Source organism: Brachybacterium phenoliresistens, from assembly GCF_000576425.1.
GTDB lineage: Bacteria > Actinomycetota > Actinomycetes > Actinomycetales > Dermabacteraceae > Brachybacterium > Brachybacterium phenoliresistens.
Genome location: NZ_KK069989.1, coordinates 380,883 through 403,714, shown reverse-complemented (window position 1 = coordinate 403,714; position 22,832 = coordinate 380,883). Strand labels below are relative to the sequence as shown.

At 74.1% G+C, this 22,832-nt stretch carries 24 protein-coding genes; 6 read left to right on the top strand and 18 right to left on the bottom strand.

The annotated features are described in order from the left end of the window. Positions 1 to 5: 5 nt before the first annotated feature. The 6 genes from BF93_RS04895 to BF93_RS04875 all read right to left on the bottom strand — a co-directional run bounded on the left by BF93_RS04895 (position 6) and on the right by BF93_RS04875 (position 4,146). Positions 6 to 590, bottom strand: a complete 585-nt coding sequence (locus BF93_RS04895; protein ID WP_038370918.1) for a TIGR03086 family metal-binding protein — start codon at positions 588 to 590, stop codon at positions 6 to 8. A gap of 80 nt (positions 591 to 670) precedes the next feature. Next, positions 671 to 760, bottom strand: coding sequence for a hypothetical protein (locus BF93_RS19945; RefSeq protein ID WP_232226195.1), 90 nt, complete (start codon positions 758 to 760; stop codon positions 671 to 673). After that, positions 751 to 1,014 carry a DUF1905 domain-containing protein gene (locus tag BF93_RS04890; protein ID WP_051486529.1) on the bottom strand — a complete coding sequence of 88 codons (264 nt, stop codon included), beginning with the start codon at positions 1,012 to 1,014 and terminating at the stop codon, positions 751 to 753. The genes BF93_RS19945 and BF93_RS04890 overlap by 10 nt, the downstream gene beginning before the upstream one ends. Next, positions 1,005 to 1,505: a VOC family protein gene (locus BF93_RS18835; protein WP_084148272.1), complete on the bottom strand. Its 501-nt coding sequence runs from the start codon at positions 1,503 to 1,505 to the stop codon at positions 1,005 to 1,007. Before BF93_RS18835 ends, BF93_RS04890 begins: the two co-directional genes overlap by 10 nt. 34 nt (positions 1,506 to 1,539) lie before the next feature. Further along, positions 1,540 to 2,499 carry an endonuclease/exonuclease/phosphatase family protein gene (locus BF93_RS04880; protein ID WP_232226194.1) on the bottom strand — a complete coding sequence of 320 codons (960 nt, stop codon included), beginning with the start codon at positions 2,497 to 2,499 and terminating at the stop codon, positions 1,540 to 1,542. A 165-nt stretch (positions 2,500 to 2,664) separates the two neighbouring features. Beyond that, positions 2,665 to 4,146 (bottom strand): amino acid permease, encoded by a 1,482-nt coding sequence (locus BF93_RS04875; protein WP_084148270.1) that lies wholly within the window; start codon positions 4,144 to 4,146, stop codon positions 2,665 to 2,667. A 128-nt stretch (positions 4,147 to 4,274) separates the two neighbouring features. On the opposite strand from BF93_RS04875, the gene mmuM reads away from it, so the two are divergent. Next, positions 4,275 to 5,306 carry a homocysteine S-methyltransferase gene (mmuM, locus tag BF93_RS04870; protein ID WP_038370917.1) on the top strand — a complete coding sequence of 344 codons (1,032 nt, stop codon included), beginning with the start codon at positions 4,275 to 4,277 and terminating at the stop codon, positions 5,304 to 5,306. A gap of 73 nt (positions 5,307 to 5,379) precedes the next feature. On the opposite strand, the gene BF93_RS04865 is transcribed toward mmuM, so the two are convergent. The 6 genes from BF93_RS04865 to BF93_RS04835 form a co-directional block, all read right to left on the bottom strand. Then, positions 5,380 to 5,895, bottom strand: a complete 516-nt coding sequence (locus BF93_RS04865) for a hypothetical protein (protein WP_156954040.1) — start codon at positions 5,893 to 5,895, stop codon at positions 5,380 to 5,382. A 32-nt stretch (positions 5,896 to 5,927) separates the two neighbouring features. Then, positions 5,928 to 6,452 carry a DUF6328 family protein gene (locus BF93_RS04860; protein ID WP_232226193.1) on the bottom strand — a complete coding sequence of 175 codons (525 nt, stop codon included), beginning with the start codon at positions 6,450 to 6,452 and terminating at the stop codon, positions 5,928 to 5,930. A 55-nt stretch (positions 6,453 to 6,507) separates the two neighbouring features. Continuing rightward, on the bottom strand, positions 6,508 to 7,983 hold the full coding sequence (locus BF93_RS04855; protein ID WP_051486527.1) for a heparan-alpha-glucosaminide N-acetyltransferase domain-containing protein: 1,476 nt from the start codon (positions 7,981 to 7,983) through the stop codon (positions 6,508 to 6,510). Between the two features lie 1,659 nt (positions 7,984 to 9,642). Further along, positions 9,643 to 9,846, bottom strand: a complete 204-nt coding sequence (locus BF93_RS04845; RefSeq protein ID WP_156954039.1) for a hypothetical protein — start codon at positions 9,844 to 9,846, stop codon at positions 9,643 to 9,645. Positions 9,847 to 10,072: 226 nt separating this feature from the next. Then, positions 10,073 to 10,345 (bottom strand): SHOCT domain-containing protein, encoded by a 273-nt coding sequence (locus BF93_RS04840; protein WP_051486526.1) that lies wholly within the window; start codon positions 10,343 to 10,345, stop codon positions 10,073 to 10,075. Positions 10,346 to 10,527: 182 nt separating this feature from the next. Further along, entirely contained in the window at positions 10,528 to 11,682 is a 1,155-nt protein-coding gene (locus BF93_RS04835; protein ID WP_038370910.1) for a sensor histidine kinase, read from the bottom strand. 132 nt (positions 11,683 to 11,814) lie between these two features. Here BF93_RS04835 and BF93_RS04830 point away from each other — a divergent pair, with 132 nt between their 5' ends. Both BF93_RS04830 and BF93_RS04825 read left to right on the top strand, forming a co-directional pair. Continuing rightward, entirely contained in the window at positions 11,815 to 12,381 is a 567-nt protein-coding gene (locus tag BF93_RS04830; RefSeq protein ID WP_198025347.1) for a hypothetical protein, read from the top strand. Beyond that, positions 12,378 to 13,028: a response regulator gene (locus BF93_RS04825; protein WP_038370909.1), complete on the top strand. Its 651-nt coding sequence runs from the start codon at positions 12,378 to 12,380 to the stop codon at positions 13,026 to 13,028. Before BF93_RS04830 ends, BF93_RS04825 begins: the two co-directional genes overlap by 4 nt. A 7-nt stretch (positions 13,029 to 13,035) precedes the next feature. On the opposite strand, the gene BF93_RS04820 is transcribed toward BF93_RS04825, so the two are convergent. Further along, entirely contained in the window at positions 13,036 to 13,884 is an 849-nt protein-coding gene (locus BF93_RS04820) for an endo alpha-1,4 polygalactosaminidase (protein ID WP_051486561.1), read from the bottom strand. 205 nt (positions 13,885 to 14,089) lie between these two features. Between BF93_RS04820 and mraY the strand changes: the two genes are divergently transcribed. Next, positions 14,090 to 15,190, top strand: coding sequence for a phospho-N-acetylmuramoyl-pentapeptide-transferase (gene mraY, locus BF93_RS04815; protein WP_038370907.1), 1,101 nt, complete (start codon positions 14,090 to 14,092; stop codon positions 15,188 to 15,190). A gap of 14 nt (positions 15,191 to 15,204) precedes the next feature. Here the strand turns inward: mraY and BF93_RS04810 are convergent, their stop codons facing one another. Further along, positions 15,205 to 16,560, bottom strand: a complete 1,356-nt coding sequence (locus BF93_RS04810; RefSeq protein ID WP_051486525.1) for an RNA polymerase sigma factor — start codon at positions 16,558 to 16,560, stop codon at positions 15,205 to 15,207. Further along, on the bottom strand, positions 16,557 to 16,928 hold the full coding sequence (locus BF93_RS04805) for a YciI family protein (protein ID WP_038370904.1): 372 nt from the start codon (positions 16,926 to 16,928) through the stop codon (positions 16,557 to 16,559). Before BF93_RS04805 ends, BF93_RS04810 begins: the two co-directional genes overlap by 4 nt. 273 nt (positions 16,929 to 17,201) lie before the next feature. On the opposite strand from BF93_RS04805, the gene BF93_RS04800 reads away from it, so the two are divergent. Together BF93_RS04800 and BF93_RS19515 are read left to right on the top strand one after the other, a co-directional pair. Continuing rightward, positions 17,202 to 18,266, top strand: a complete 1,065-nt coding sequence (locus tag BF93_RS04800; protein WP_038370903.1) for a CobW family GTP-binding protein — start codon at positions 17,202 to 17,204, stop codon at positions 18,264 to 18,266. Positions 18,267 to 18,381: 115 nt separating this feature from the next. Further along, on the top strand, positions 18,382 to 18,903 hold the full coding sequence (locus BF93_RS19515; RefSeq protein WP_038370902.1) for a hypothetical protein: 522 nt from the start codon (positions 18,382 to 18,384) through the stop codon (positions 18,901 to 18,903). A 10-nt stretch (positions 18,904 to 18,913) separates the two neighbouring features. Here BF93_RS19515 and BF93_RS04790 read toward each other — a convergent pair whose 3' ends face one another. The 3 genes from BF93_RS04790 to BF93_RS04780 are packed head-to-tail and all read right to left on the bottom strand — an operon-like array spanning position 18,914 to position 22,786. Then, positions 18,914 to 20,707 carry an ABC transporter ATP-binding protein gene (locus BF93_RS04790; RefSeq protein WP_084148268.1) on the bottom strand — a complete coding sequence of 598 codons (1,794 nt, stop codon included), beginning with the start codon at positions 20,705 to 20,707 and terminating at the stop codon, positions 18,914 to 18,916. Next, entirely contained in the window at positions 20,704 to 21,771 is a 1,068-nt protein-coding gene (locus tag BF93_RS04785; RefSeq protein ID WP_084148267.1) for an ABC transporter permease, read from the bottom strand. The genes BF93_RS04790 and BF93_RS04785 overlap by 4 nt, the downstream gene beginning before the upstream one ends. A gap of 1 nt (position 21,772) precedes the next feature. Further along, positions 21,773 to 22,786: an ABC transporter permease gene (locus BF93_RS04780; protein WP_232226207.1), complete on the bottom strand. Its 1,014-nt coding sequence runs from the start codon at positions 22,784 to 22,786 to the stop codon at positions 21,773 to 21,775. Between the last annotated feature and the right edge of the window lie 46 nt (positions 22,787 to 22,832).

Genomic DNA, 22,832 nt, shown 5'->3' with positions numbered 1-22,832 from the left:
GCGCGTCAGTCCTCCGGCGGGGTCCAGAACGGATCGCGGCCCGAGAGCCCCAGCACGCGGTCCAGCTGTCCGGAGCCCTCGGGGACGGGCACCCGCGGGCCGAACAGCCCCGCCCGCTCGGCCGGGTCCTCGCCGATGTCCGCGCAGAACTGCTCGGCGATGTCGAGGGCGGCGGGGTCGGGATCGAAGCTCTGGCCGGTGGCGACGGCGAGATCCCAGCTGTGCAGGACGAGCTCGTCGAGGGCGACCATGGCGGTCACCTCTGCGGGCATCTCCACGCCGCCGGCGGCCGTCATGCCCTCCCAGGCGGCGGGATCCTGCCAGGCGCGGCCCAGCGCGGCGAGGGCCGCCGGGGCGGCCTCGCGCCAGTCCGGGACGAGGACGGAGGCGGCGGGGTCCGGCGGGGTGCGGGTGGTGGGGCCGTCGACCTTGGCGGCGGCGTCGCCGAAGGCGATCGCCAGGCCGTGCAGGTGCGCGACGAGCTCGCGCACCCGCATCTCGGGGCACGGGGTGGGGTCCTCGAGCTGGGCGTCGAAGACGCCTGCCACCAGGACCGCCGCGCGGTCGGCGCTCGCCGTCAGATCGAACATGGTCGGCTCCTCGGTCGTCGGTGCTCGCAGGGTATCGCCCGGATCGGGACGGCGGGGCACAACGGACGAATCGGACGGGATCAGCGCCGCAGCTCGAGGTGGAGGTCGATGCGCACGCGGTCCCCGACGCCGACGCCGGCGGCGCGCTGCACGGCGACCTTCACGGGCACGAAGTAGGTGCCCTCGCGCGGGAACAGCGAGGTGGTGTAGGCGATGCCGGCGTCCCCGGGCGGGGCGTCCGCCGCGTCCCCTCGCCGCCGTCGAGGGCGGTGAGCCGCACGGTCGCCGGGATCGCGCCCCAGCCGTAGGTGAGGCGCGCGGCGACATCGGCGATCTCATCGGCCGCGTCCTCCGGCGCCGGGGCGAAGACGAAGGGGGCCGGCCCGCGCCAGGACACGAGGGCGGCGACGAAGCTCAGGTCCACGGGTGCTCCGCTCCGACAGGGTCGACGGGGTCGACGGGGTCGACGGGGGAAGCCTGCGCACCGGGCGCGGGCTCGACGATCTCGACGGCCATGCCCTCCGGCGCGGATCCGAGGAAGGCGCACGGCAGGCCGAACCCGCCGGTGAACAGGGCCGACTCCTCCTCGCCGCGCTCGGCGAGGAAGGCCGCCGCGTCGTCCACGGCGAAGCACACGTGGTGCAGCCCCTCCCCGCGGAGGGAGAGGAACTCGGCCACGGGGCCGTCGCGCAGGGGCTGCACGATCTGGAAGCGCGCCCCGCCGGCGGGCATGCCCACCGGTTCCAGCCACACCAGCCGCGAGCCGGTCTCGGCGACCTCCTCGTCCCGCACCCGCCGCATGCCGAGGGTGCCCTCGTAGTACTGCGCGGCCGCGTCGGCGTCATGCGCCGCGATCGCGACGTGGTCGATGCGGCGCACCGGCGCGGCGTCCTCGGTCCTGGGTTTCCCGGTCATCGGGGGAGACTATCGGCCGCCGCGCCGGGACGGGTCAGGGCAGCTGGACGAGCGCCTGCACGGGGGCGTGGTCGGAGGGGTAGGAGCCGTCCTTGTCGCGGTGGACGTTGATGGCGGCCTGGTGGACCGTGACGTCGCCGGTGGCGAGCACCCAGTCGATGCGGCTGCCGCCCTCGACGGGATCCTCGTACCCGGGGAAGGTGCCCCAGGCGGGGGTGAGCTGCTCGGCCGCGGTGTCCCAGGTGTCGAGGGTCGGGCCGTCGGCGACCAGGGTGGTGTAGGCGCCGGAGCCGTGGGCGACGGAGTTGAAGTCGCCGGTGACGATGGTGGGCAGCTGGTCGAGCTCGCCGCCCTCGAACAGGTCGATCATGGCCTGGGCGCTCTTGATGCGCGCGGGCTCGGACCGGTGGTCGAAGTGGGTGTTGATCACCGCGAACTCCGTGCCGCTGGCCAGGTCGCGCAGCCGCGCCCACACGACGATGCGAGTGACGGTGTTGCCCCAGGTGGCGGAGCCGATCACGTCGGGGGTGTCGGAGAGCCAGAACTGGTCCCAGGCCAGGACCTCGAGGCGGGCGGTGTCGTAGAAGATCGCGGAGTACTCGCCGGCGCTGCCGCCCTCGCGGCCGAAGCCGACCATGCGGTGGCCGGGCAGGGCCTTCTCGACGGCGGCCATCTGGTGGTACAGCGCCTCCTGCACGCCCAGCACGGTGGGCTGCTCGCGCTCGAGGAGGTCGATGAGGATGGGCTCGCGGTCCGGCCAGTGATCGGGGTCGCCCGGCTGGGTGTCGCCGGTGCGCGAGCGGTCGTAGCGGATGTTGAAGCTCATGATGTGCAGGCGGTCCCGCTTCGCCTTCCCGATGAGGGCGGCGCCGCCTCCGCGGGCGGGGACCGGGGCGGCGCCGGCGGGAGCGGCGACGGCAGCGAGCGCGGCGGTGCCGATGGCGGCGCCGCCGAGGCCGGCGATGAGGGTGCGACGGGCGAGAGGGGAGTTCACGGGGGTTCTCCTGGGGTCGGGAGGACGGGGCTCCTGCACTCTAGGAGAGCGCTCCCGCCGCGTCATCGCACGTCACCGTCCCGGCATCCGATGGTCACCCGCCGGTCAGACGCCGGCGGCGCGGCGCCCCCTCGGCCCGGCCCCTCGGCCCGGGATAGGCAGGACTCAGCGCGGCGAGAAGACCCCGGGCCCGTGGCGCAGGCGGAACCAGGCCAGGCAGGCGAGGGTGAACGGCACCCCGCACCAGAGGGCGGCCCGCTGCGCCGGGTCCAGGGCGACGCCGATGAGCGAGGCGCCCAGCAGCACCAGCGCGATGATCGGCAGCACCGGGAACAGGGGCGCACGGTACGGGAGGTCGGCCAGGTCGCCGCCGTCGCGCCGGTACCGGCGGCGGAAGCCCAGGTGCGAGGCGCAGATGATGATCCACACCGCCACCACCGCGAACCCGGCGATGGACACGAGCGCCAGGAAGAGGCTGCCCGGGGCGATCACGCTGGTGAGCAGGGAGGCGAGGCCGCCCAGCATCGACAGCGACAGGGCGATCAGGGGGATGCCGCGGCCGGTGGTGCGCGAGAGCCAGCGCGGCGCCTGCCCCTCGGCGCCCAGGGAGTGGAGCATCCGCGCGCAGGAGTACAGGCCGGAGTTCCCGGCCGAGAGCAGCGCCGTGATGATCACGAAGTTCATGAGGTCGCCGCCGGCGGGCAGGCCCGCACGGTCCAGCACGGTGACGAAGGGGCTCTCGTCGGTGCCGGCGGTCTCGAAGGGGACCAGGGCGGCGATCACGGCGATCGCGCCGATGAAGAAGACGGCCAGGCGGATCACGGCGGTGCGGATCGCCCGCGGGATCGTGCGCTCGGGGTCCCGCGCCTCGCCGGCGGCGACGCCGATCAGCTCGGTGCCGCTGAAGGCGTAGAACACGGCCAGCACGGTGACCAGGACGCCCGTGGCCCCGCGGGGGAACAGTCCCTCGTCGGTGACGAAGCCGCCCAGTCCCCCGGTGCCGGCCTCCGCGACCGGGTTGATGCCGAGGATCGTCGCGGCGCCGACGACGATGATCGCCACCACGGCGGCGACCTTGACCAGGGAGAACCAGAACTCCGTCTCGGCGAACACCCGGGAGGAGACGGCGTTCATCGCGAACAGCAGCGACGCGAAGACAAGGCACCACACCCAGACTTCGACGCCGGGGAACCAGCGCTGCATGAGGATGCCGGCGGCCGTGAACTCGCTGCCCAGCGCCACCGCCCAGCACAGCCAGTACAGCCACGCGGTCGCGAAGCCCCAGGCCGGGCCCAGGTTCCGCGTGGCGTGGGCGTGGAAGCCGCCGGCCACCGGGTGCTTCGCGGACAGCTCTCCGAGGCTCGCCATCACCATGTAGGCCACCAGGGCGCCGATCACGTACGCGAGCACGGCGCCCAGCGGGCCGGCCTGCGAGATCGTGTACCCGGAGGAGACGAACAGCCCCGAGCCGATCACGCCGCCGAGGGCGATCATCACCAGGTGGCGCGAGGCCATGGTGCGGCGCAGGCCGGAGCGCAGCTCGCCCTCCCCCGCCTCCGGCGCTGCGGCCGATGGGTCGCGGGCGGGCTCGGCGACGAGCGCGGCGGGGGCGCCGGCGGCGCCGTGGGGGACATCGGGGCGGGCCATGGCGCCTCCTGGGTCGGGAACGGAGGAACGGTACCGGGGGCGGGGCGGCGTGCGCCGCGCCGTGTCATCCGCGTTCATGCGGGCGGCGCCGGCCGCGGGACGGCGCGGCGCGGCCGTACCCTCGAACGGTGAATCCCGCTGCGCCCTCCGCCCCCTCCTTCGCCGATGTCCTCGCCGATCGCAGCGCTCCGCCGCGGGTGCTGGACGGCGGGCTGGGCACCCATCTGGCCGATCGGGGGCTGGACGTCACCGGAGAGCTGTGGTCGGCGCAGATCCTGCGGGAGCGCCCGGAGGAGGTCCGCGCCGCGCACGCGGACTTCTTCGCTGCAGGCGCTCAGGTGGCGACGAGCTGCTCGTACCAGGTCACCGCCGATGGTCTGGCGCGCGCGGGAGCCGCCCCGGAGGAGCTCGAGCAGCTGCTGCGGGCCAGCGTGGACCTCGCCCGGCAGGCCGCCGACGCCCCGGCCGCTGCCGGGGGCGACAGCGATGCCCGGGCCGAGGGCTCCCGCGGCGACGCGGACCCCGGTGCGGCGCCGGCGGGCCGCGGGTCCGCGCTCCGCCTCGTCGCGGCCTCCATCGGCCCCTACGGAGCGGGTCCCGGCGCGGGCACGGAGTACGACGGCGCCTACGGGCTCAGCGCGCGGGAGCTCGCGGCCTGGCATCGGCCGCGGCTGGAAATCCTCGCGGACACCGCCGCGGACGTGCTGCTGGCCGAGACGGTGCCCAGCATCCGCGAGGTGGAGGCGCTGGCCGGCGAGCTCGAGGGCCTTCCCGTTCCGGCGATGCTGAGCATGACGGTGCGCGAGGGCTCCCTCGGCGACGGCACGGACCTGCGCGAGGCGGCCCGGGTGCTGCGGGGCAGCTCCCTGATCGCCGTCGGCGTGAACTGCTGCCCGGTGCCCGATGCGGTGGCGGCGCTGCGGATCCTGGCGGAGGAGCTGGACGTGCCGCTGCTGGCGTACCCCAACAGCGGCGAGATCTGGGACCACGTGCATCGCCGCTGGCTGCCCGGGGAGCCGGGCGCGGATCTTCCGGGGGCGGTCCCGCAGCTGGCGGCGGCGGGCGCCCGGCTGATCGGCGGCTGCTGCCGGGTGGGGCCGGCGCAGATCGCCCGGGTCGCGGGAGCTGTGGCGCAGCAGCAGGGCCCGTCCGCCGGCTGAGGCGTGCCGATCCGGGCACGCCTCTTGATCCAGGCACGCATGATCCGGGCATGCCTCGTCCTCCGGGCATGCCTCAGCGGCGAGCCTCGACCTGGGCGATCACGTCCTCGACGGGCAGCGCCAGGGCGGACTGGGAGAAGCGGCGCGGTCGACGCTGAGGAGCCCGCATCTCGAGGACGGCGCCGCGACGGGTCCGGCGGCTCCGCAGGGTGGTCTGCGAGAGCAGCCAGACCTCGCCGCGGCCGCGGTACCAGGGCGGGAAGATGATCTCGTCCTTCTCGACGCGGAAGGCGTAGGGCGGGGCGATGTGGACGGGGCCGCCCTGTGCGGCGTGCACGGCACGCAGGACGCGCCGGCCGGTGAGGATCATCGGCGCCGCGCATGCGATCAGCAGCGCCACCGCGATCAGCGCGGTGACCGGCGCCGTGCCCTCGAGGACGACGGCCACGCCGGTCGCGGCGAGGACGAGGACGACCGCGCCGCCGCCCAGCGCCGCCGACCCGAGGCGCCGCAGTCCGATCTCCGTCGTCGGCAGGGTCGGCATCGGCCTGCCCTGGGCGGATCCGATCACGAGCGGTGGCGTACCCATGCCCGCGAGGGTACCGGCCCCCACCGCCGGGCTCAGCTCCGGGCGACCATCACCCGCGGGTACACGACCTGCAGGCACAGCACGATGGTGAGCAGCACGGCGCCGGCCGCGATGCCTGCGCCGCGCCCCACCACCACGTCGAAGATCAGCAGGACGACCCCGGCCAGCAGCAGCCCCAGCATGACCAGGGCGAGCTTCACGATGCGGTTCGAGGCGGTGACGATGTCGTCCTTGACCCGCCGGCGGAACAGGCTGCGATGCATGCTCACCGGGGCCAGCAGCAGGGCCACGATCAGCAGGGCGAGCACCAGCAGTCCGAGGTACCAGCCCACCTGGAAGGCGTCGAGGATCTCGAACCGCGACTGGAACGGCAGCACGATGAGGAAGGCCGCGACGATCTGCGATCCGGTCTGCAGCACGCGGATCTCCTGGAGGATCTCGTTCCAGTTGCGGTCCAGCTGCGCGGCTCTCGTCTCATGGCGCGCGTAGTCGGTGGGGCCGTCCGCCTCCGACAGCGGAGGGTCCTGGGGCGAGGAGTCCTTCGGATCCGCGTTCATGGCTGCAGTGTAGGAGCGCGGGGCGAGGACCGTGCGCGATCACGGCATGCCGACGTCACCGCTGCGGGACGCCTCGGCGGACGGCTCCGCTGAGCGCCGCCTCGAGCGGTCCGCGCCTCCCGCTCCGCGCGAGCGCGGCGCCGATCCCGAGGGCGATCGCGACGTGCACGGCGAGCACGCCGAGGCCCGCGACGTACCAGGGCATCGTCATGAACCCGCCCTCGGGATCGGACAGCATCGCGACGACGAGAGCGACGCCGGTGAGGATCACGTGCACCGTGTAGATGGTCAGCGGCGCGGCCCCCGCGGCGCGCAGTGCACGGCCGATGGTCCCGTGCAGGTGCCGGCCCGGCGGCACGAGCAGCGTCATGGCGCCGATGAGGGCGACGGCGACCGAGGCGGTCGCGATCATGTCGGCCGGGGAGCCGCTGTGCGGGGCGGCCACGGCGAGGGCCCAGGCCTCCGGGAGGACCGGGGCGCCGAAGCCGTGCAGGCTCACGGCCAGCGGGTCCACCCCGTGACCGATCGCCCAGGCACCGGCGAGGGCGGAGAGCCCGTACGTCGCCGTCGCGACCGCAGCTGCGATGCCGAGGGCGCGCGCGGACCACCGGCGGGCGCGACCGTCCTCGAGGGCCGTGAGCAGCGAGCGCATCAGGACGACGCCGAGCAGCAGGTACGGCAGCCAGGTGACCAGCGGGTACATGCCGGTCAGGGCGAGGCCGCGGAGCAGCACGACGGGCTCGGCGAGGTTCAGCGGGGTGATCGCGCCGACCTCCTGCACCTGGCCGAGGCTCGAGCGGACCAGCGCGTTGAGGTACCCGCCGCCGGCGGTGAGCACGGCGGCGATCGCGATCAGCCATCGGCTGCGCAGCAGCAGCAGGGGCGCCGTGATCATCATGCCGATGCCGAAGGGCACCAGCACCACGACCACGGCGGTGGGCACGAACCCGAGCACCAGGCCGATGCCGGCCACGAGCGCCCCGCGCAGCACTCCGGCGAGGACGGCTCCGCGACGGTCCCCGGCGAGCAGCCGGCCGCGGGAGGCCAGCACCAGGCTGAAGCCGCCGACCACCGCGAAGGTCGTGGACGCGGGCCCCTCGGTCAGCACGCTCGCGACGCGCGCCGTCGCCCCCTGCAGCCCGTCGGCACCGACCATCGCCAGCGGCGCGAGGAGGTGGGCGGCCATCATCCCGAGGATGGCGAGCAGCCGCACGAGGTCGAGGGACTCGAGGCGGCCGATGCCGCCGCCGCTCCCCCGGTCGGCCCCGCCCTGCTCGGCGGCGGCTTCAGCTCCGGCAGCGACGTCGCCGGTCCCGCGGATCGCGACCCCGCCGGAGCCGGCTCCCCCGTCGGCGATCGCGCGGCCCGCGGTCCCCGCAGGGAGGCCACGGCGGCGGGGAGCGGCCGTCGACGCGGACGAGCTCCAGGGCGCGGGTCGGGCGGTCGCGGGCAGCAGCCGGGGCAGGACGGCGGTCCGCTCGAGGGCGGGGCGAGGGGCGTGGAACGGCCTGGCAGGGGTACGGGACGTCATGGCCTCGAGCCTCCTCCCGCAGCCGCTGTGCCCGCGTCCGGCGCTGGTCGCGAGCTCGAGCCGTCGCCTCCCCCTGGGCGGTGACCTCCCGGTCAGACCGGGGGATGGTGCCGCAGGGGCGGCATCACTCCTCCAGGATGGGGAGGACCGTGGCCCCACCACAGGTCACAGCGGTATCCGCAGATCGCATACGACCAACGCGCAAGCGGGGGCGACGAGAAAACGCGCCCGGTGACCCGAAGCCAAGACGGTCCGACGCGACGACGGCAATATGCTGCGCATCAGCCTCAATCGCACCGGCATGTACGTGCTGGACGGCCCGTCCGGCGGCTGCAGGGCACCCACGAGAAGCGCCCAGAGTCGGAGACGACGTAGCGAACAGGACCATGCGCACGAGAGGCGACGAGGGCACTCGGCAACCGGCGAGGACCTACCCGTCGTGCCGCCAGTCGACGACGGATCGGAGGGGCGGGAGATTCCGGTGTAGGAGAGCAAGCTTCCGGCCGCCGCAGGCGCCGCCGATCTCACCGACGCTGCCTCGAAGACTACCGCCGCAGTTCGCCCACATGCGTGTTCAGGGCTCGGATCGCGCGGTCAATGTTCTTCAAGGCCCTGGTCTGCTGACTCTCGGAAGGAGACGGACCCACTCGGCTCCCCTGTTGCGGAGCAGGAGACGCCTTGCCAAATAGATCAGTTTCAATCTCGTAAACTTCTCCCGCACCGTAGACCTCCGTACCATCGGTCGAGCGATAAGAGAGAGCGACTCGAGATCGCGAGGGCATCCCATCGGCCTGGGCGCTTGAACCTTCCCGGCCTTCGTTCCATCTCCACATGATTCGAATGCGCGCGCCCGGCGCGAGAGTGTGCGGCTGAGAAAGCCATCGCGTTAGATCATCACCGATCACACCGCCTTCGAGTGGCTTCACCCCGTCCAGCAACTTGACTCTCAAATCGCGCGCCAACGATCGCCCCGTGTTCTCCAGCACAAGATCCCACCTCCCGGTTCCTTGCAGCCCGGGTAGAACGGCAACCGAGACGTAGGGGCGCGCTGATAACTTCGAAGCCTTACGGGACTCCATCAACGTGTCCTTTGCCGCCTTCGCCGTTGAGTACGCGTATATGGCCAGAAGCACCGTGGCTCCCGCAGTCACCACGGCCGCTACCGACTCCAACACCTGCATCACCATCTCCATCCAGTTGATCGCACACACCGTGGACCACGATGCACGGGCAGACCGACATTCGAGCCTTCGATGACAGTAGGCCAGTGGCCAGACGGGCGAGCGCCGGCACTCATCGATTCGCGACGTCCCCGGCCTCATGGGCCAGCCGATCCGCTCGCCCATCCGCTCGGCTTGGCGCATCGACCTGACGATCGAGGCGTGCAAGGCGCCGCCCTTCGAGGTGGAGATGCCCTCAGTGGTCAGCTGCTCGGCGATGGGCTGCACGGACGCGCACCCGGTGTACAGCCGGTGGATCCGTTCGAGCAACCAGTCGGAGTAGGTGCTATGCGGGCCAGGATTTACCCCGCGGGCCCTGGACGAGGCGAGGCACCCTCTGGTGCGGACGCCGATCCGGCGAAGTTCATACCGGGCGGCGGACTGCAGCACGCAGGCGACCATCCCGCCCGTACGGGACTGCTCCGCGTACGCATCGGAATCATTCCTCCAGGTCGTAGTCCTCGCGGAACCGGCGCACGCACGCCTCCCATTCCTGCTGGTCGATCCACCAGGGGCGGCGGTCCTCGGGGCCGTCGGGGTCGAGCCGGTCGAGGATCGCATGCTCCCGCAGGGCCTCGCGGATGGCGTAGTCCCGGTGGTCCTCCGGGGTGGGGTCGAACAGTCCCATGGCGATTCCTCTCATTCGGCCACCTCCAGGGTGGTCGTCCGCGAGCACCGCCGCCACACGTTCGAACGGATTGTGGATAAGCCGTCCCGACCGCCCGCCGACGACCGGCCCGGCCGGCGCATGCGGCGTGCCGCGTGCAGCCAGAAAGTCACCCGGGCATCCATCCAGGGGTCTCAGAGGGAAGCCAGGGTGACTTTCGGTAGGGCGCCGACGGGCGGGCGGGCAGCCGGGCGTCGCCGGGTCAGCCCTTCTCGCGCAGCACGGCGCGGCGGGTGCGGAACTCGTCCTCGTCGATCTCGCCGGCGGCGAAACGGGTGGCGAGCCGGGTCTCCGCCTCGCGGCGCGGGGCGGAGCGGGCCCGGCGGCCCCGCAGCACGATCGCCGTGATCACGCCGGCGATCACGAGCAGCCAGAACACGATGGGGATGAGCGGGAAGAAGACGGGGCCGGGGCCGGATCCGTCTCCCCAGTGGGGGCCGTAGGCGGTGATCAGGGTCAGTGCGTCGGTGAGCATGACGTGTCCTCTCGGTCGATGGTGCGTCCACTCTCGCCGCGAGAGCGCCGCCGCCCATCGGCCCAGGAGCGGCACCTGCACTACGTCCCCGGACGCAGTGCCGGCGGCCCGCCCCGGCGCGCGCACCCGACGCCGCGTCGCCGGCCGGCAGCCCAGGTCAGGTCAGGTCGAGTCAGGTCAGGTCAGGTGGGCAGGCTCGCCCGGACGCGGAACGTGCCCGCCCCGGGGCCGATGTCGACCTGCCCGCCGACGTCGCGCACCCGCCGGCGGATGCCGGTGATCCCGAAGCCCTCGCGCACCTCGCCCGCGCCGTCCAGGGCGTTGGTCACCTCGAGCTCGATGGCGCCGTCGGCATAGGCCACGCGCACGTCGGCGCGGCGCTCGGAGGCGTGCTTGACGACGTTGGTCAGGGATTCCTGCACGATCCGGTAGGCGGCGACGTCGACCGCCGGCGGCACGGCCCGCCGGGTCCCCGCGATCTCGAGGTCCACGGCGATGCCGGCCTCCCGCATGCGGGCGCAGAGGTCCGCCACCCGGTCCAGGCCCGGGGTGGGCGCGTGGGCGGCGTCGTCCCCCGGCTCGCCCTCGGGCGCGATCGCGGCGAGGGTGGCGCGCAGCTCGGCGAGGGCATCGGCGCTGGCCCGGCTGATGGCCTCGAGGGCCACGTGCGCCTGCTCGGGCCGGCGGTCGCGCACGTGCAGGGCGATGTCGGCATGCATCTGGATCGCCGCCAGCCCGTGGCCGACCACGTCGTGGACCTCGGAGGCCAGCCGCAGCCGCTCGGCGTCCAGGGCGCGGCGCTCGGCCTCGGCCTGCTGGCGCCGGGAGGCCTCGCGCACCAGGCGCCGTGCGAGCCCGATGCTGAAGGGCACCACCACCCAGGCCGAGCCAGGCAGCACCGCGACCAGCCCGTCCACCGGCGAGGAGCGCACCAGCACATGGGCGAGCAGCAGCAGGATCCCGGCCCCGGCGGCGATCGCCGCCTGCGGCAGCCGGACGTGCCGGCCCAGGCCGTACGAGGTGACGACCACCGGCAGCAGGATCGGCCCGTAGGGGAAGCCCGCCAGGAGATACGAGGACGTCGCCAGGACGGCGAGCGCGAACGCAGGCAGCGGCCAGCGGCGGATCGCGACCGCGAGGACCGCCAGCCCGGCCAGGACGAACGCCCCGGCCCCGATCGGGGCGCCGTCCGAGCCGCCGGGCGGCATCGGCCCGCCGTCCCACGGCCCGGGCGGGCCCCATCGGCCGCTCCAGCGCAGCGATCCCATCACCAGCACGCCGATGACCAGGGCCAGCGCCACGTCGCGCAGGCGCGGCAGGGGCGGGCAAGATGTCATGACCACGATCCTCCTCGCCGGGGGCGGCCGGTGCGCCGCCCTCGGAGCGTACGTCGGGATACGTCCGCGAGCGTATGCGCCGCCGATGCCGCCCCGCGGATACTGAGGGTCCGTTCCCGGAAGGAGCCGGTCATGTCCCCGACCACCACGCCGACGATGCCGACGACGCCCGCCGCGCGCCGCGCCGTCCCCCGCCTCGGCGCCCGCACCCGCAAGGCGGTGCTGAGCGTGCACCTCGCGGCGATGGGGACGTGGCTGGGCATGGACGTCGTCCTGGGGATCCTGGTGGCGGCGGCGCTGCGGGCCGATGGCCCGACATCGGCCGTGATGGCCCGGGCGATCGGCGTCTTCGTCGGCCTGCCGCTGGTCGCGGCGGCGGTCGCGACGCTGGTCAGCGGGATCGTGCTGGGGCTGGGGTCGAAGTACGGGCTGCTGCGCTACTGGTGGGTGGGCGTGAAGCTGGTGCTGACGGTGGTCCTCACGGTGCTCGTGATCGTGGTGCTGGTGCCCTCGGTGGCGGAGCTCGCCGAGGCCGCTGCCGCGTCGCAGGAGGCCGGCGGCGCCGGTTCGGCGCGCTTCGTGTTCGACCGGCAGCTGATCTACCCGCCGGTCGTCTCCACCGCGGCGCTGCTGTTCGCGGCGGCGATCTCGGTGATCAAGCCCTGGGGGCGCCGCGGCCGGGAGCGGGGCGGGCGATGATCCGCGTGCTGCTGGTCGACGACCAGGACCTGGTGCGGATCGGCCTGCGCACCCTGCTGGAGACCGAGGACGGCTTCGAGGTCGTCGGGGAGGCGGCCGATGGTCTGGCCGCGGTCGAGGAGGCCGCGCGGGCCCGCCCCGATGTGGTCCTCATGGACATCCGCATGCCCGGGATCGACGGGCTCGAGGCGACGCGCCGCATCGTCGCCCGCCCGGAGCTGGCGGCGGTGCGGGTGATCGTGCTGACCACCTTCGAGCGGGACGAGTACGTCTTCGAGGCGCTGCGCGCGGGAGCCTCCGGGTTCCTGCTCAAGGACACCCCGCCGCCGCGGCTGCTCGAGGCGATCCGCACCGTCGTCGACGGCGGGGCGCTGCTGGCCCCCAGCGTCACCCGCACCCTGATCGCCGAGTTCGTCGCCGAGCAGCGGCGCCCCGTCTCCCCGCACCCGCAGCTGGACCAGCTCACGGCCCGGGAGGCGGAGGTGGTGGGCCTGGTCGCGCAGGGCCTGACCAACCAGGAGATCGCCGATCGCCTGGTGCTGAGCCCGGCGACCGCCCGCACCCACGTCAGCCGGGCCATGATCAAGCTGGGCGCCCGCGACCGCGCGCAGCTGGTGGTGTTCGCCTACCAGTCCGGGCTGGCCTGAGACCGGCTCAGCAGGCCTCGTACCGGTATCCCGGCTCCGCGGGCGCGACCAGCTCGCGGTCGCGCAGGATCGTCATCGGCGCCCGATCGGCCCGGGCGCACACCTGCGCGAAGGTCAGTCCCGCCGCGGCGAGGCTGTCCGGGTACTCGACCTGGAGCACCTGGTCGCCGTACACGTCGGTGTACGCGGCGCATTCCTCGTAGGCGCCGCACTCCTCGACCACGGCGAGGTCGAACCCGAGCTCCCCCTGGGCGCGGCCGGAGAGCTCGGCCGCGTTCTTCTGGCCGATGGCCAGGCCCTCCTCGTGCGCGATCCCGACGTACGAGGCAGCGAGCGCGAGCGCGCCGTCCTGGTCGATCTGCGGGAAGCGGGCGGCGGTGTCCAGGTTGTCGATCTCGACGGCGTCGTAGCCGGCGTCCGCGCAGCCGCGGATCTCGGAGCCGATGACCTCGAGGATCCGCTCGCGCTGCCCGGCGCTCGAGGGGTCCAGGATCATCTCGTCGGGCCAGTCGGGATCGTGCACCGGGGCGCCCGCGTCATCGCGCAGCAGGGTCTCGGGCCGCTCCTGCCACAGCGCGGCCTGATCGGGCTGGGTCTGGAAGCCGTTGACGTAGCAGATGCTGTAGGCGCCGGGCAGGGGCGGCTCGCCCGCATCGCGCACCACCACGTCGATCCGCTCCGGCCCGCCGCCCGGGCCCGGGTCGTAGGCACCACCCAGCTGATAGTCGAAGTCCCCCGGGGAGGGCAGGGCCCGCAGGCCAGCGCCCTCGGGGTCGAGGGCGGGCGCGTCGCCCGTCCCGCACGCGGCGAGCACCAGGACGGCGCCCGCGGCGAGGAGGCGCAGGGCTCGGATCACCCGGCCCACGATATCCGCGGCCCTCGCCACCGGCGGTCCCGGCCCGGCGCCGCGGCCCCGCGCCGGAAGGACGCATGCCCGTCGGCGCAGGCCCTCGGCGTAGATTGACGCCCTGACCCGGTCTCCAGGAGGTGCCCGTGCCCTGTCGCGAACGCGATCCCCACGACGTCCGCCCCGTCGTGCTCCGCGGCGGGACGGGGCTGCCGTGGGCCTGATCCTCCTGGGCGCCCTCGCCGCCGTGATCATCGGCCTCGTGGGGACCCGGTACTACGCCGGGCTGGCCAAGCGCCGCGGCTGGGCGCAGTTCATCCGCGTCGACGGGCCGGAGAGCCACCAGAGCAAGCGCGGCACCCCGCAGATGGGCGGCATCGCCATCATCGGCGCGACCCTCGCCGCCTACGCGATCGCCCACCTGGCGACCTGGAGCGCGCCGACGATCTCCGGCCTGCTGGTGCTGTTCCTCATGGTGGGCGTCGGGTTCATCGGCTTCCTCGACGACTGGACGAAGATCCGCCGGGAGCGGTCCCTGGGGCTGCGCTCCGGGCAGAAGCTGCTGGGCCAGGCGCTGGTGGCGGTCGTCTTCGCGCTGCTGGCGACCCGCTTCGCGCGCGACGGCACCACCCCGGCGAGCTTCCGGATCTCGGTGGTGCGGGACACCGCGATCGACCTCGCCTTCGCGGGCGCGATCCTGGGCACGATCCTGCTGGTGGCCTGGGTGGTCCTCATGATCACCGCGGCCAGCAACGGCGTGAACCTGGCCGACGGCCTGGACGGGCAGGCCGCCGGCGCCTGCGCCATGGCCCTGGTCGCCTACACGATGATCGGGATATGGCAGTCCCTGCAGAGCTGCCGCGCCGCCGTGGTGGCCGGATGCTACGAGGTGCGCGACCCGTTGGACCTCGCCCTGGTGGCGGCGTGCATGGCCGGGGCGTGCATCGGCTTCCTGTGGTGGAACACGCCGCCGGCGATCCTGTTCATGGGCGACACCGGCTCGCTGGGGCTCGGCGGGGCGCTCGCGGGGCTGGCGATCCTCAGCCGCACCGAGCTGCTGCTGATCCTGCTGGGCGGGCTGTTCGTCTTCGAGGTCGTCACCGTGATCCTGCAGGTGGGCATCTTCAAGCTCACCAAGCGCGCCGGCGGCGGCGTGGGCCGGAGGCTGTTCCTCATGACGCCCATCCACCACCACTTCGAGAAGCTCGGCTGGAACCAGGTGACGGTCTCCATCCGGTTCTGGATCATCGCGGCCGTCTGCGTCGGCGCGGGGATGGGGCTGTTCTACGGGGAATGGGTGCTGGTCGCGACCTGAGGCCGAGGCCGCGCTCAGACCCCGCGCACCAGCTCCCGCAGCAGGGCGGACTCGCCCTCGGGGCCCCGCCGCTCCAGGGCGGTGCGCAGCGCCTCGGCCGCCTGCTCGTGCGCGCCGATGCGCCCCAGCAGCTCCGCCCGGATCACATGGAAGGGCCGATGCTCGTCGAGCTCCGCCCCCAGCGTCTCGAGCTGGGCGAGGGCCGCCGCGGCGCCGCGCGCCTCGCCGAGGGCGACGATCCGCCCCAGCCGCACGATGGCCGTCGGCCAGTGCCCCAGCAGCGCGTCGTACAGCGCGACCACCTCCTCCCAGTCGACGTCCTCGTGCCGCGCGGGGACCGCGACGGCGGCGGCGATCGCGCCCTGCAGCAGGTAGGGACCGCGCCCGCCGCCGGCGAGCGCCTCGATGACGAGGGCGTCGGCCCGCTGGACGAGGCCGCGGTCCCAGGCGCCGCGATCCTGCAGGGCCAGGGCGACGGGGCGGCCGCGCGCGTCGTGGCGGGTGGCGGCGCGAGCCTTCAACAGCAGGGCCTGGGCGAGCAGGCCCTGCACCTCGGGGTGCCGGGGGCGCAGCGCGGCGAGGACCTCGAGGATCCGCACCGCGGCGTCGAGCACGTCCTCGCCGCCGGCCCTCTCCCCCGTGGCCAGGAGCACGGAGACCACGTCCAGGACGTCGACCAGTCGGGCGTCGATCTCCCCCGCGCCCGGCACCCGGCAGGGGATGCGGCTGAGCACGATGCGCTTCTTGGCCCGGGTCAGGCGGGCGGCCATGGCGGTCTCGCCGACGAGGAACGCGGCGGCGATCTGCGCGGTGGTCAGGCCGCCGACCAGGCGGAGGGTGAGCGCGACCCGGGCCTCGGGCGCGAGCGCCGGGTGCGCGGCGAGGAAGATCAGCCGCAGCTGCTCGTCGCGCACCACCGCGCGCTCCTCGTCGGCGATCCGCGCAGGGCGGGCCGCATCCCCCTCCGCCGGCGCGTCCCGCTGCGCCTCCGCGTCCCCCTCCGTCTCCGCCGACGGGGCCGTCTCGTCCCAGACCAGCAGGGGCAGCTTCCGGCGCAGGGTCTCGCCGCGGCGCAGGGCGTCCAGGGCGCGGCGCCGCGCCGTCGTGGCGAGCCAGCCGCCGGGGCTGCCGGGGACGCCGTCCTCCCGCCAGGCGCTGAGGGCCTGGACGAATGCCTCCTGCACGCAGTCCTCGGCCAGGTCGAGGTCCCGGGTCAGGCCCGCGGTCGCGGCGAGCACGGAGCCCCAGTGCTCGCGGTGCGCGGCGGCGACCGCGGCGGCGACCTCCGCGTCGCGCGCCGCAGCGGCGGCACCGCGAGGGGAGCCGCCGCTGCCCGGCGTGCCGGGTCGGCGTGCGCCGGGACCGCTCACGCCGGGGCGTCCTCGGCGGTGCCGGGGCCGTCCTCGCCGGGCATCGGCCGGATCTCGACCCCGCCGCCCTGGTGCAGGATGGGGTTGCGGCGCGCGATCGCGACGGCGGCGTCGAGGTCGGGGACCTCGAGGACGTAGAACCCGACAATCACCTCGTTGACCTCGACGAACGGCCCGTCCACGAGGCTGTCGGCGCGGATCGAGGTGGTGGCGTCGTGGTCCTCGAGCGGGCTTCCGAAGATCATCACCCCCTCCTCGAGCATCTCGCGGGCGTAGGCGTCGTGCTCGGCGAGCTGCGCCGCGAGGGTCTCGGGATCGACCTCGGGAGCATCGGACGGCTTGTACAGGAACACGGTGTAGCGGGCCATGGGATTCCTCCTCCTGAGGGACGGCGTCTCTCGCCGTCCTCATCATGCTGTCGCACGGGCCGGCGCGGATCGACACATCGCCTCGGGGCGATCCTCCCGGGCCGGGCGGGGCCGTCGGGGCCGATCGGGGAACGACACCCGCTGATTGCGAACCATTCCCGTTAAGGTGGGTGCCGGCCCATCCGACCGACCCGCCCGATCCGACCCGTCCGGTCCCGTCCCGTCCCGTCCCGTCCCATCCCGTCCCGACCCGACCCGACCCGAGAGGATCCGATGCCCGCCGCATCCGACGTCCCCACCGTGCCCGTGATCGCCCTGACCGGGTTCCTCGGGGCGGGCAAGACGACCATCCTCAATTCCCTGCTGCGCGCCCCGGGCGCCCGGTTCGGCGTGGTGATCAACGACTTCGGCGCCATCAACGTCGACGCGGCCCTGGTCACCGGCCAGGTCGACGAGGCGGCCTCGATCGCCGGCGGATGCGTGTGCTGCCTGCCCGACCACGGCGGCCTGGACGAGGCGCTCGAGAAGCTCTCGGACCCGCGGCTGGGTCTGGACGCGATCATCGTCGAGGCCAGCGGTGCGGCCGAGCCGCTGGCGGTCGCGCGGCTGATCCGCTTCACCTCCGCCGAGCGCACCCGGCCGGGCGGGATCATCGAGGTCGTCGACGCCACCCACTACTTCGAGACGGTCGACGTGCGCGGGGCCGACGGCCGCCCGGGCCGGCCCCCGGTCCGCTTCGAGGCGGCCTCGCTGGTGGTCGTCACCAAGACCGCCCTGCTCCCCGCCTCGGAGCGCGAGAGCACCCTCGCCGCGATCACCGAGCGCGTCCGCGCCCGCAACCCGCAGGTCAGCGTGGTCGAGGCGCCGCACGGCAGCATCGATGCGGCGCTCGTGGCCGATGTGGCCCGCGACGAGGACCCGGAGGGCCAGCTGCCGCTGGCGGCCATCACCCGCCAGGAGCGGGCCGAGCACGAGGCGGAGCATCACCACGAGCACGCCGAGGCGGTGACCGTCGCCGCCGCGGAGCCGGTCGATCCGGGTCGCGTGCTGGACCTGTTCGAGGATCCGCCGGCAGGCGTCTACCGCATGAAGGGCGTCATCGAGGTGGCGAGCGGGTCGCGCACGCGCCGCCACGTGCTGAACCTGGTGGGCCGGCACGTGCACGTCGCCCCCGCCCCGGCCGCGGCCGACGCCTCGACGCCGGGGCTGGTCGCGATCGGGCTGCACCTGGATGCGGCCGATGTCCGCGCACGCCTGGAGCGGGCGCTCGCGGCGCCCGAGGGCTCGGTCGCGCCCGGGGTGCGACGCCTCCACCGGTACCGGCGTCTGAGCGAGTGACGGCCCGGCGCCCCGCGCCCGACAGCGACGGGCCGGGTCGACGACGGGCCGGGTCGGGGCCGGATCGTTATGCCCTCGCCATCGTCAGGGGTGATGTCCGGTCATACCCTGAAGTATGGACTCCGATGCCGCCCCCGCCCGGCCCGCCTCGCTGCGCCGCACGGTCATCGCCGCCACGCTCACGTTCGTGCTCGGCCTGGCCCTGGGCGGCGCCGGGGTCGCCGGCTGGCTGCGGAAGGACGCGGGCCCCTGGGGGCCGGGCATCGCCTGCACGGCCATCGGCGCGGACGACGGCGTCTTCGTCCGCTTCTCCGAGGAGGCCGCCGGCGATGCCACCACGGCGACGCTGCGGGTGAGCGACGGCACCCAGCAGGTGGTCCGCGTCCAGCAGCTCGGGGAGCAGGCCTGGAGCGAGGACGGCACCGCGTTCACCAGCGTCATCGTCGCCCCCATGGGGATGCGCTCGCTGACCTCCGTCGAGCTCGTCTTCACCGGGCCCTCCGGGGAGCGGACCGTCGCGGCCGAGGAGCTCGGGGCGCCCGTGACCAACAGCCCCAACGGCGAGGAGTGCGAGCCGCACGCCCTGCAGTCCTCGTTCCGGGTCGAGGACGGCGCCCTGGTCCGCGCCGACAGCTGACCGCCGCGCCTCAGGCCGCTCCTGCGCCGGCGCCCCACCGGGCCGCGAAGGCGCGGCGCCGCTGCTCCTGCTCGATCGGGTCGGGCACGGGCAGCGAGGCGATGAGCCGGCGCGTGTAGTCGTGCGCGGGCCGCTGGAGCACATCGGGCCCGTGGCCGTCCTCGACGAGCTCGCCGCGCAGCAGCACGCCGATGCGGTGGGCGAGCGAGTCCACCACCGCGAGGTCGTGGCTGATGAACAGCGCGGCGAAGCCCTTGCGCGCCTGCAGCTCCCGGAACAGCTCCAGGACCGTGGCCTGCACGGACACGTCCAGGGCGCTGGTGGGCTCATCGGCGATCAGCAGCTCGGGCTCGAGCACGAGGGCCCGCGCGAGGGAGACCCGCTGGCGCTGCCCGCCGGAGAGCTCGTGCGGGTAGCGGCCGGCGTACGCGCCGGGCAGCTCGACGGAGTCCAGCAGCTCGCGCACCCGACGGGACCTCTCGGCCGCGCCGATGCCGCGCTCGTGCACGATCAGCGGCTCGGCGATGCACTCCTCGATGGTCAGGTGCGGGTTGAAGGACGTCGCCGGGTCCTGGAACACGAAGCCGATGCGCCGGCGCACGGGCTTGAAGTCCCGCTCCCGCACCCCGCGCATCTCGTGGCCCAGCACCTGCAGGCTGCCGTCGGTGGTCCGCTCGAGCCCGGCGATCGCCCGGCCGATGGTGGTCTTGCCGGACCCCGACTCCCCCACCAGCCCGTACACCTCGCCGGCGCGGATGGTGAGGTCCACGCCCTTGACCGCGCGGAACGCCGCCCGGCCCAGCCGCCCGGGGTACTCGACGACGAGGCCGCGGGCCTCGACCACCGGCTCGGCCTCCTCGATTGCCTGCTGCTGGGCGGGCTCCAGGGCGGTCCAGGCGCTGCGGCGGCCCAGGTGCGGGACGGCCGCCAGGAGCGTGCGGGTGTACTCCTCGCGCGGGGAGGCGAACAGCTCGCGCACCCCGGCGCGCTCGATGACGCGCCCGCGGTACATCACCGCGACGGAGTCGGCGAGGTCGGCGACGACGCCCATGTTGTGGGTGATGACGATGATCGAGGTGCCGAAGCGGTCGCGGACGTCCCGCAGCAGGTCCAGGATCTCGGCCTGCACGGTGACGTCCAGGGCGGTCGTCGGCTCGTCGGCGACGATCAGCTCCGCCCCGAGGGCCAGGGCCATCGCGATCATGATGCGCTGCTTCTGCCCGCCGGAGAACTCGTGGGGGAAGCGGTCGATGCGCTCGGCGGCGTCGGGGATGCCGACGGCCTCGAGGGCCTCGACGCTGCGCCGGCGGATCTCCTTGCGGCCGAGCCCCTTCTCGTGGGCGCGCAGCCCCTCCCCGATCTGCCACCAGATGGGGAAGACGGGGTTCATCGCGCTGGAGGGCTCCTGGAAGATCATGGAGACGTCCTCGCCGCGCAGCGCCCGCAGCCGCGCTCCGGACAGGCCCACCACGTCGGTGCCGGAGACGAGCACCGCACCGGAGGCATCGGCCGTCTCCGGCAGCAGGCCCAGGATGGAGCGGGCGGTGACGGACTTGCCGGATCCGGACTCGCCGACGATCGCGAGGATCTCGCCGGGGGCGACCTCGAGGCTCACCCCGGCGACGGCGTGGACGTCCCCGCCGTCGGTCGCGAAGTGGACGTCGAGGTCGCGGATCGCCAGGCGCGGATCGGCCGTGGGATCGGCGGCCGATGGGCCCGCCGGCTGCGCGGCCGATGGGTCCGCCGGCTGCGGGGTCGAGGAGGCGGGCCGGTCCTCGGGGGTCGGGGTGCTCTGCGGGGTCATGAGGCCGCCTTCCGGGCCGCCGCGGCGGGGCGCGGTCGGCGGGCGCGGCGGGTGCGCAGCCGCGGGTCGTTGAGGTCGTTGACGGATTCGCCGACCAGCGTCACGCCGAGCACGGCGAGCACGATGGCCAGGCCCGGGAACAGGCCCGTCCACCAGATGCCGCTGGTGGCATCGGACATGGCGCGGTTGAGGTCGTAGCCCCATTCGGCGGCGCTGGTCGGCTCGATGCCGAAGCCGAGGAAGCCGAGCGCGGCGAGGGTGAGGATCGCCTCGGAGCTGTTGAGCGTGAAGATCAGCGGCAGGGTGCGGGTGGCGTTGCGCAGCAGGTGGGTGCCCATGATGCGGCCGTGCCCGGTGCCGACGACCTTCGCGGCCTCGACGAAGGGCTCGGCCTTCAGCCGCACCACCTCGGCGCGGATCACCCGGAAGTACTGCGGCACGAACACGACGGTGATCGACAGCGCCGCGGCGAGGATGCCGCCCCAGGCGTTTGACTGCCCGCCGGAGATCACGATCGCCATGACGATGGCCAGCAGCAGGGACGGGAAGGCGTAGATGGCATCGGCCAGCATCACCAGCACGCGGTCCAGCCAGCCGCCGACGTACCCGGACACCAGGCCGAGCGCCACGCCGAGGAACAGGCTGGCGACGACGGCGCAGGCCATGACGGCGACGGCGGTGCGCGTGCCCCACAGGACGCGGGAGAGCACGTCGAAGCCGGTGACCGTGGTCCCCAGCGGGTGCGCGGCCGAGGGGGCGCCCTGGGTGGGGAAGGCGGCGCCGTCCGCGGAGGTCTGCGCGAAGCCGTAGGGGGCGATGAGCGGCACCAGCAGCGCGGTCAGCAGCAGGCCCAGCACCAGCACGAGGCCGGTCACGAGCATGCCGCGCTGCAGGCCGACGCTGCGCCGCAGGTGGCTGATCACGGGCAGGCGCAGGTACCAGGGGGCGTGCGAGCGGGCGGCGACGATCGCGGACTCCGCGGCGACGGCGGCATCGGCCGCGGGACCCGCGGCGTCGCCGGACCCGCCGGGGCCGGTGGGCGGTTCAGGGGTGGAGATGGTCATGTCAGTACCTCACCCTCGGGTCGATGAGGGCCGCGATCACGTCGACCAGGAAGTTGGAGACGGCGACGATCACCGCGAGCATCATGACGATGCCCTGCACGGCGACGTAGTCGCGGGCGGTCATGTACTGGGCGAGCATGTAGCCCAGGCCCTTCCATTCGAAGGTGGTCTCGGTCAGCACCGCGCCGCCGAGCATCATGGCGATCTGCATGCCCATCACCGTGACGATGGGGATCAGCGCCGGGCGCAGGGCGTGGCGGGTGGTCAGCCGCGACTCGGCGACGCCGCGGGAGCGGGCGGAGTCGATGTACGGCATCTCCAGGGTGCCGATCATGTTGGTGCGCACCAGGCGCAGGAAGATCCCGCCGGTGAGGATGCCGAGCGCCACGGCCGGCAGCACCGCGTGGCTGGCCACGTCGACGATCAGGTCCCATCGGCCCAGGCGCAGGGCGTCCAGCAGGTAGAACGGCGTCGGGTTGAGGATGCTGCCCATGGTCAGCTCGCCGCGGCTGGAGATCCGCCCGGCCACCGGCAGCCAGCCCAGGCCCACCGAGAAGACGAGCTTGAGCAGCAGGCCGACGAAGAACACGGGGGTCGCGTAGCCGAGGATCGCGAGGATCCGCAGCGCCGCATCGGGGGCGCGGTCGCGGGTGCGGGCGGCGATCATCCCCAGCGGCACGCCGATCGCCAGCGCGACGATCACGGCGTAGAGCACGAGCTCCGCGGTGGCGCCGCCGTAGTCGGTGAGGATCTGCGCGACGGGGGTGCGGTCGGTGTACGTGGTCCCGAAGTCCCCGCGCACCACCCCGCCCAGGTAGTCGAGGTACTGGATGATCAGCGGCCGGTCGTAGCCGGCCTCGGCGCGGCGCTGCGCGAGCTGGTCGGGGGTCAGGCGCCCGCCGAGCGCGGCGGTGATCGGGTCGCCGGTGATCCGCATGAGGAAGAAGACGACCGTCATGAGGATCAGCACGGTCGGGATGATCAGCAGGAAGCGCACGAGCACGTAGCGGCCCAGCCCGCCGCCCCCGCCGCGGGCGCGCCGCGCGGCGGGGGCAGGGGCC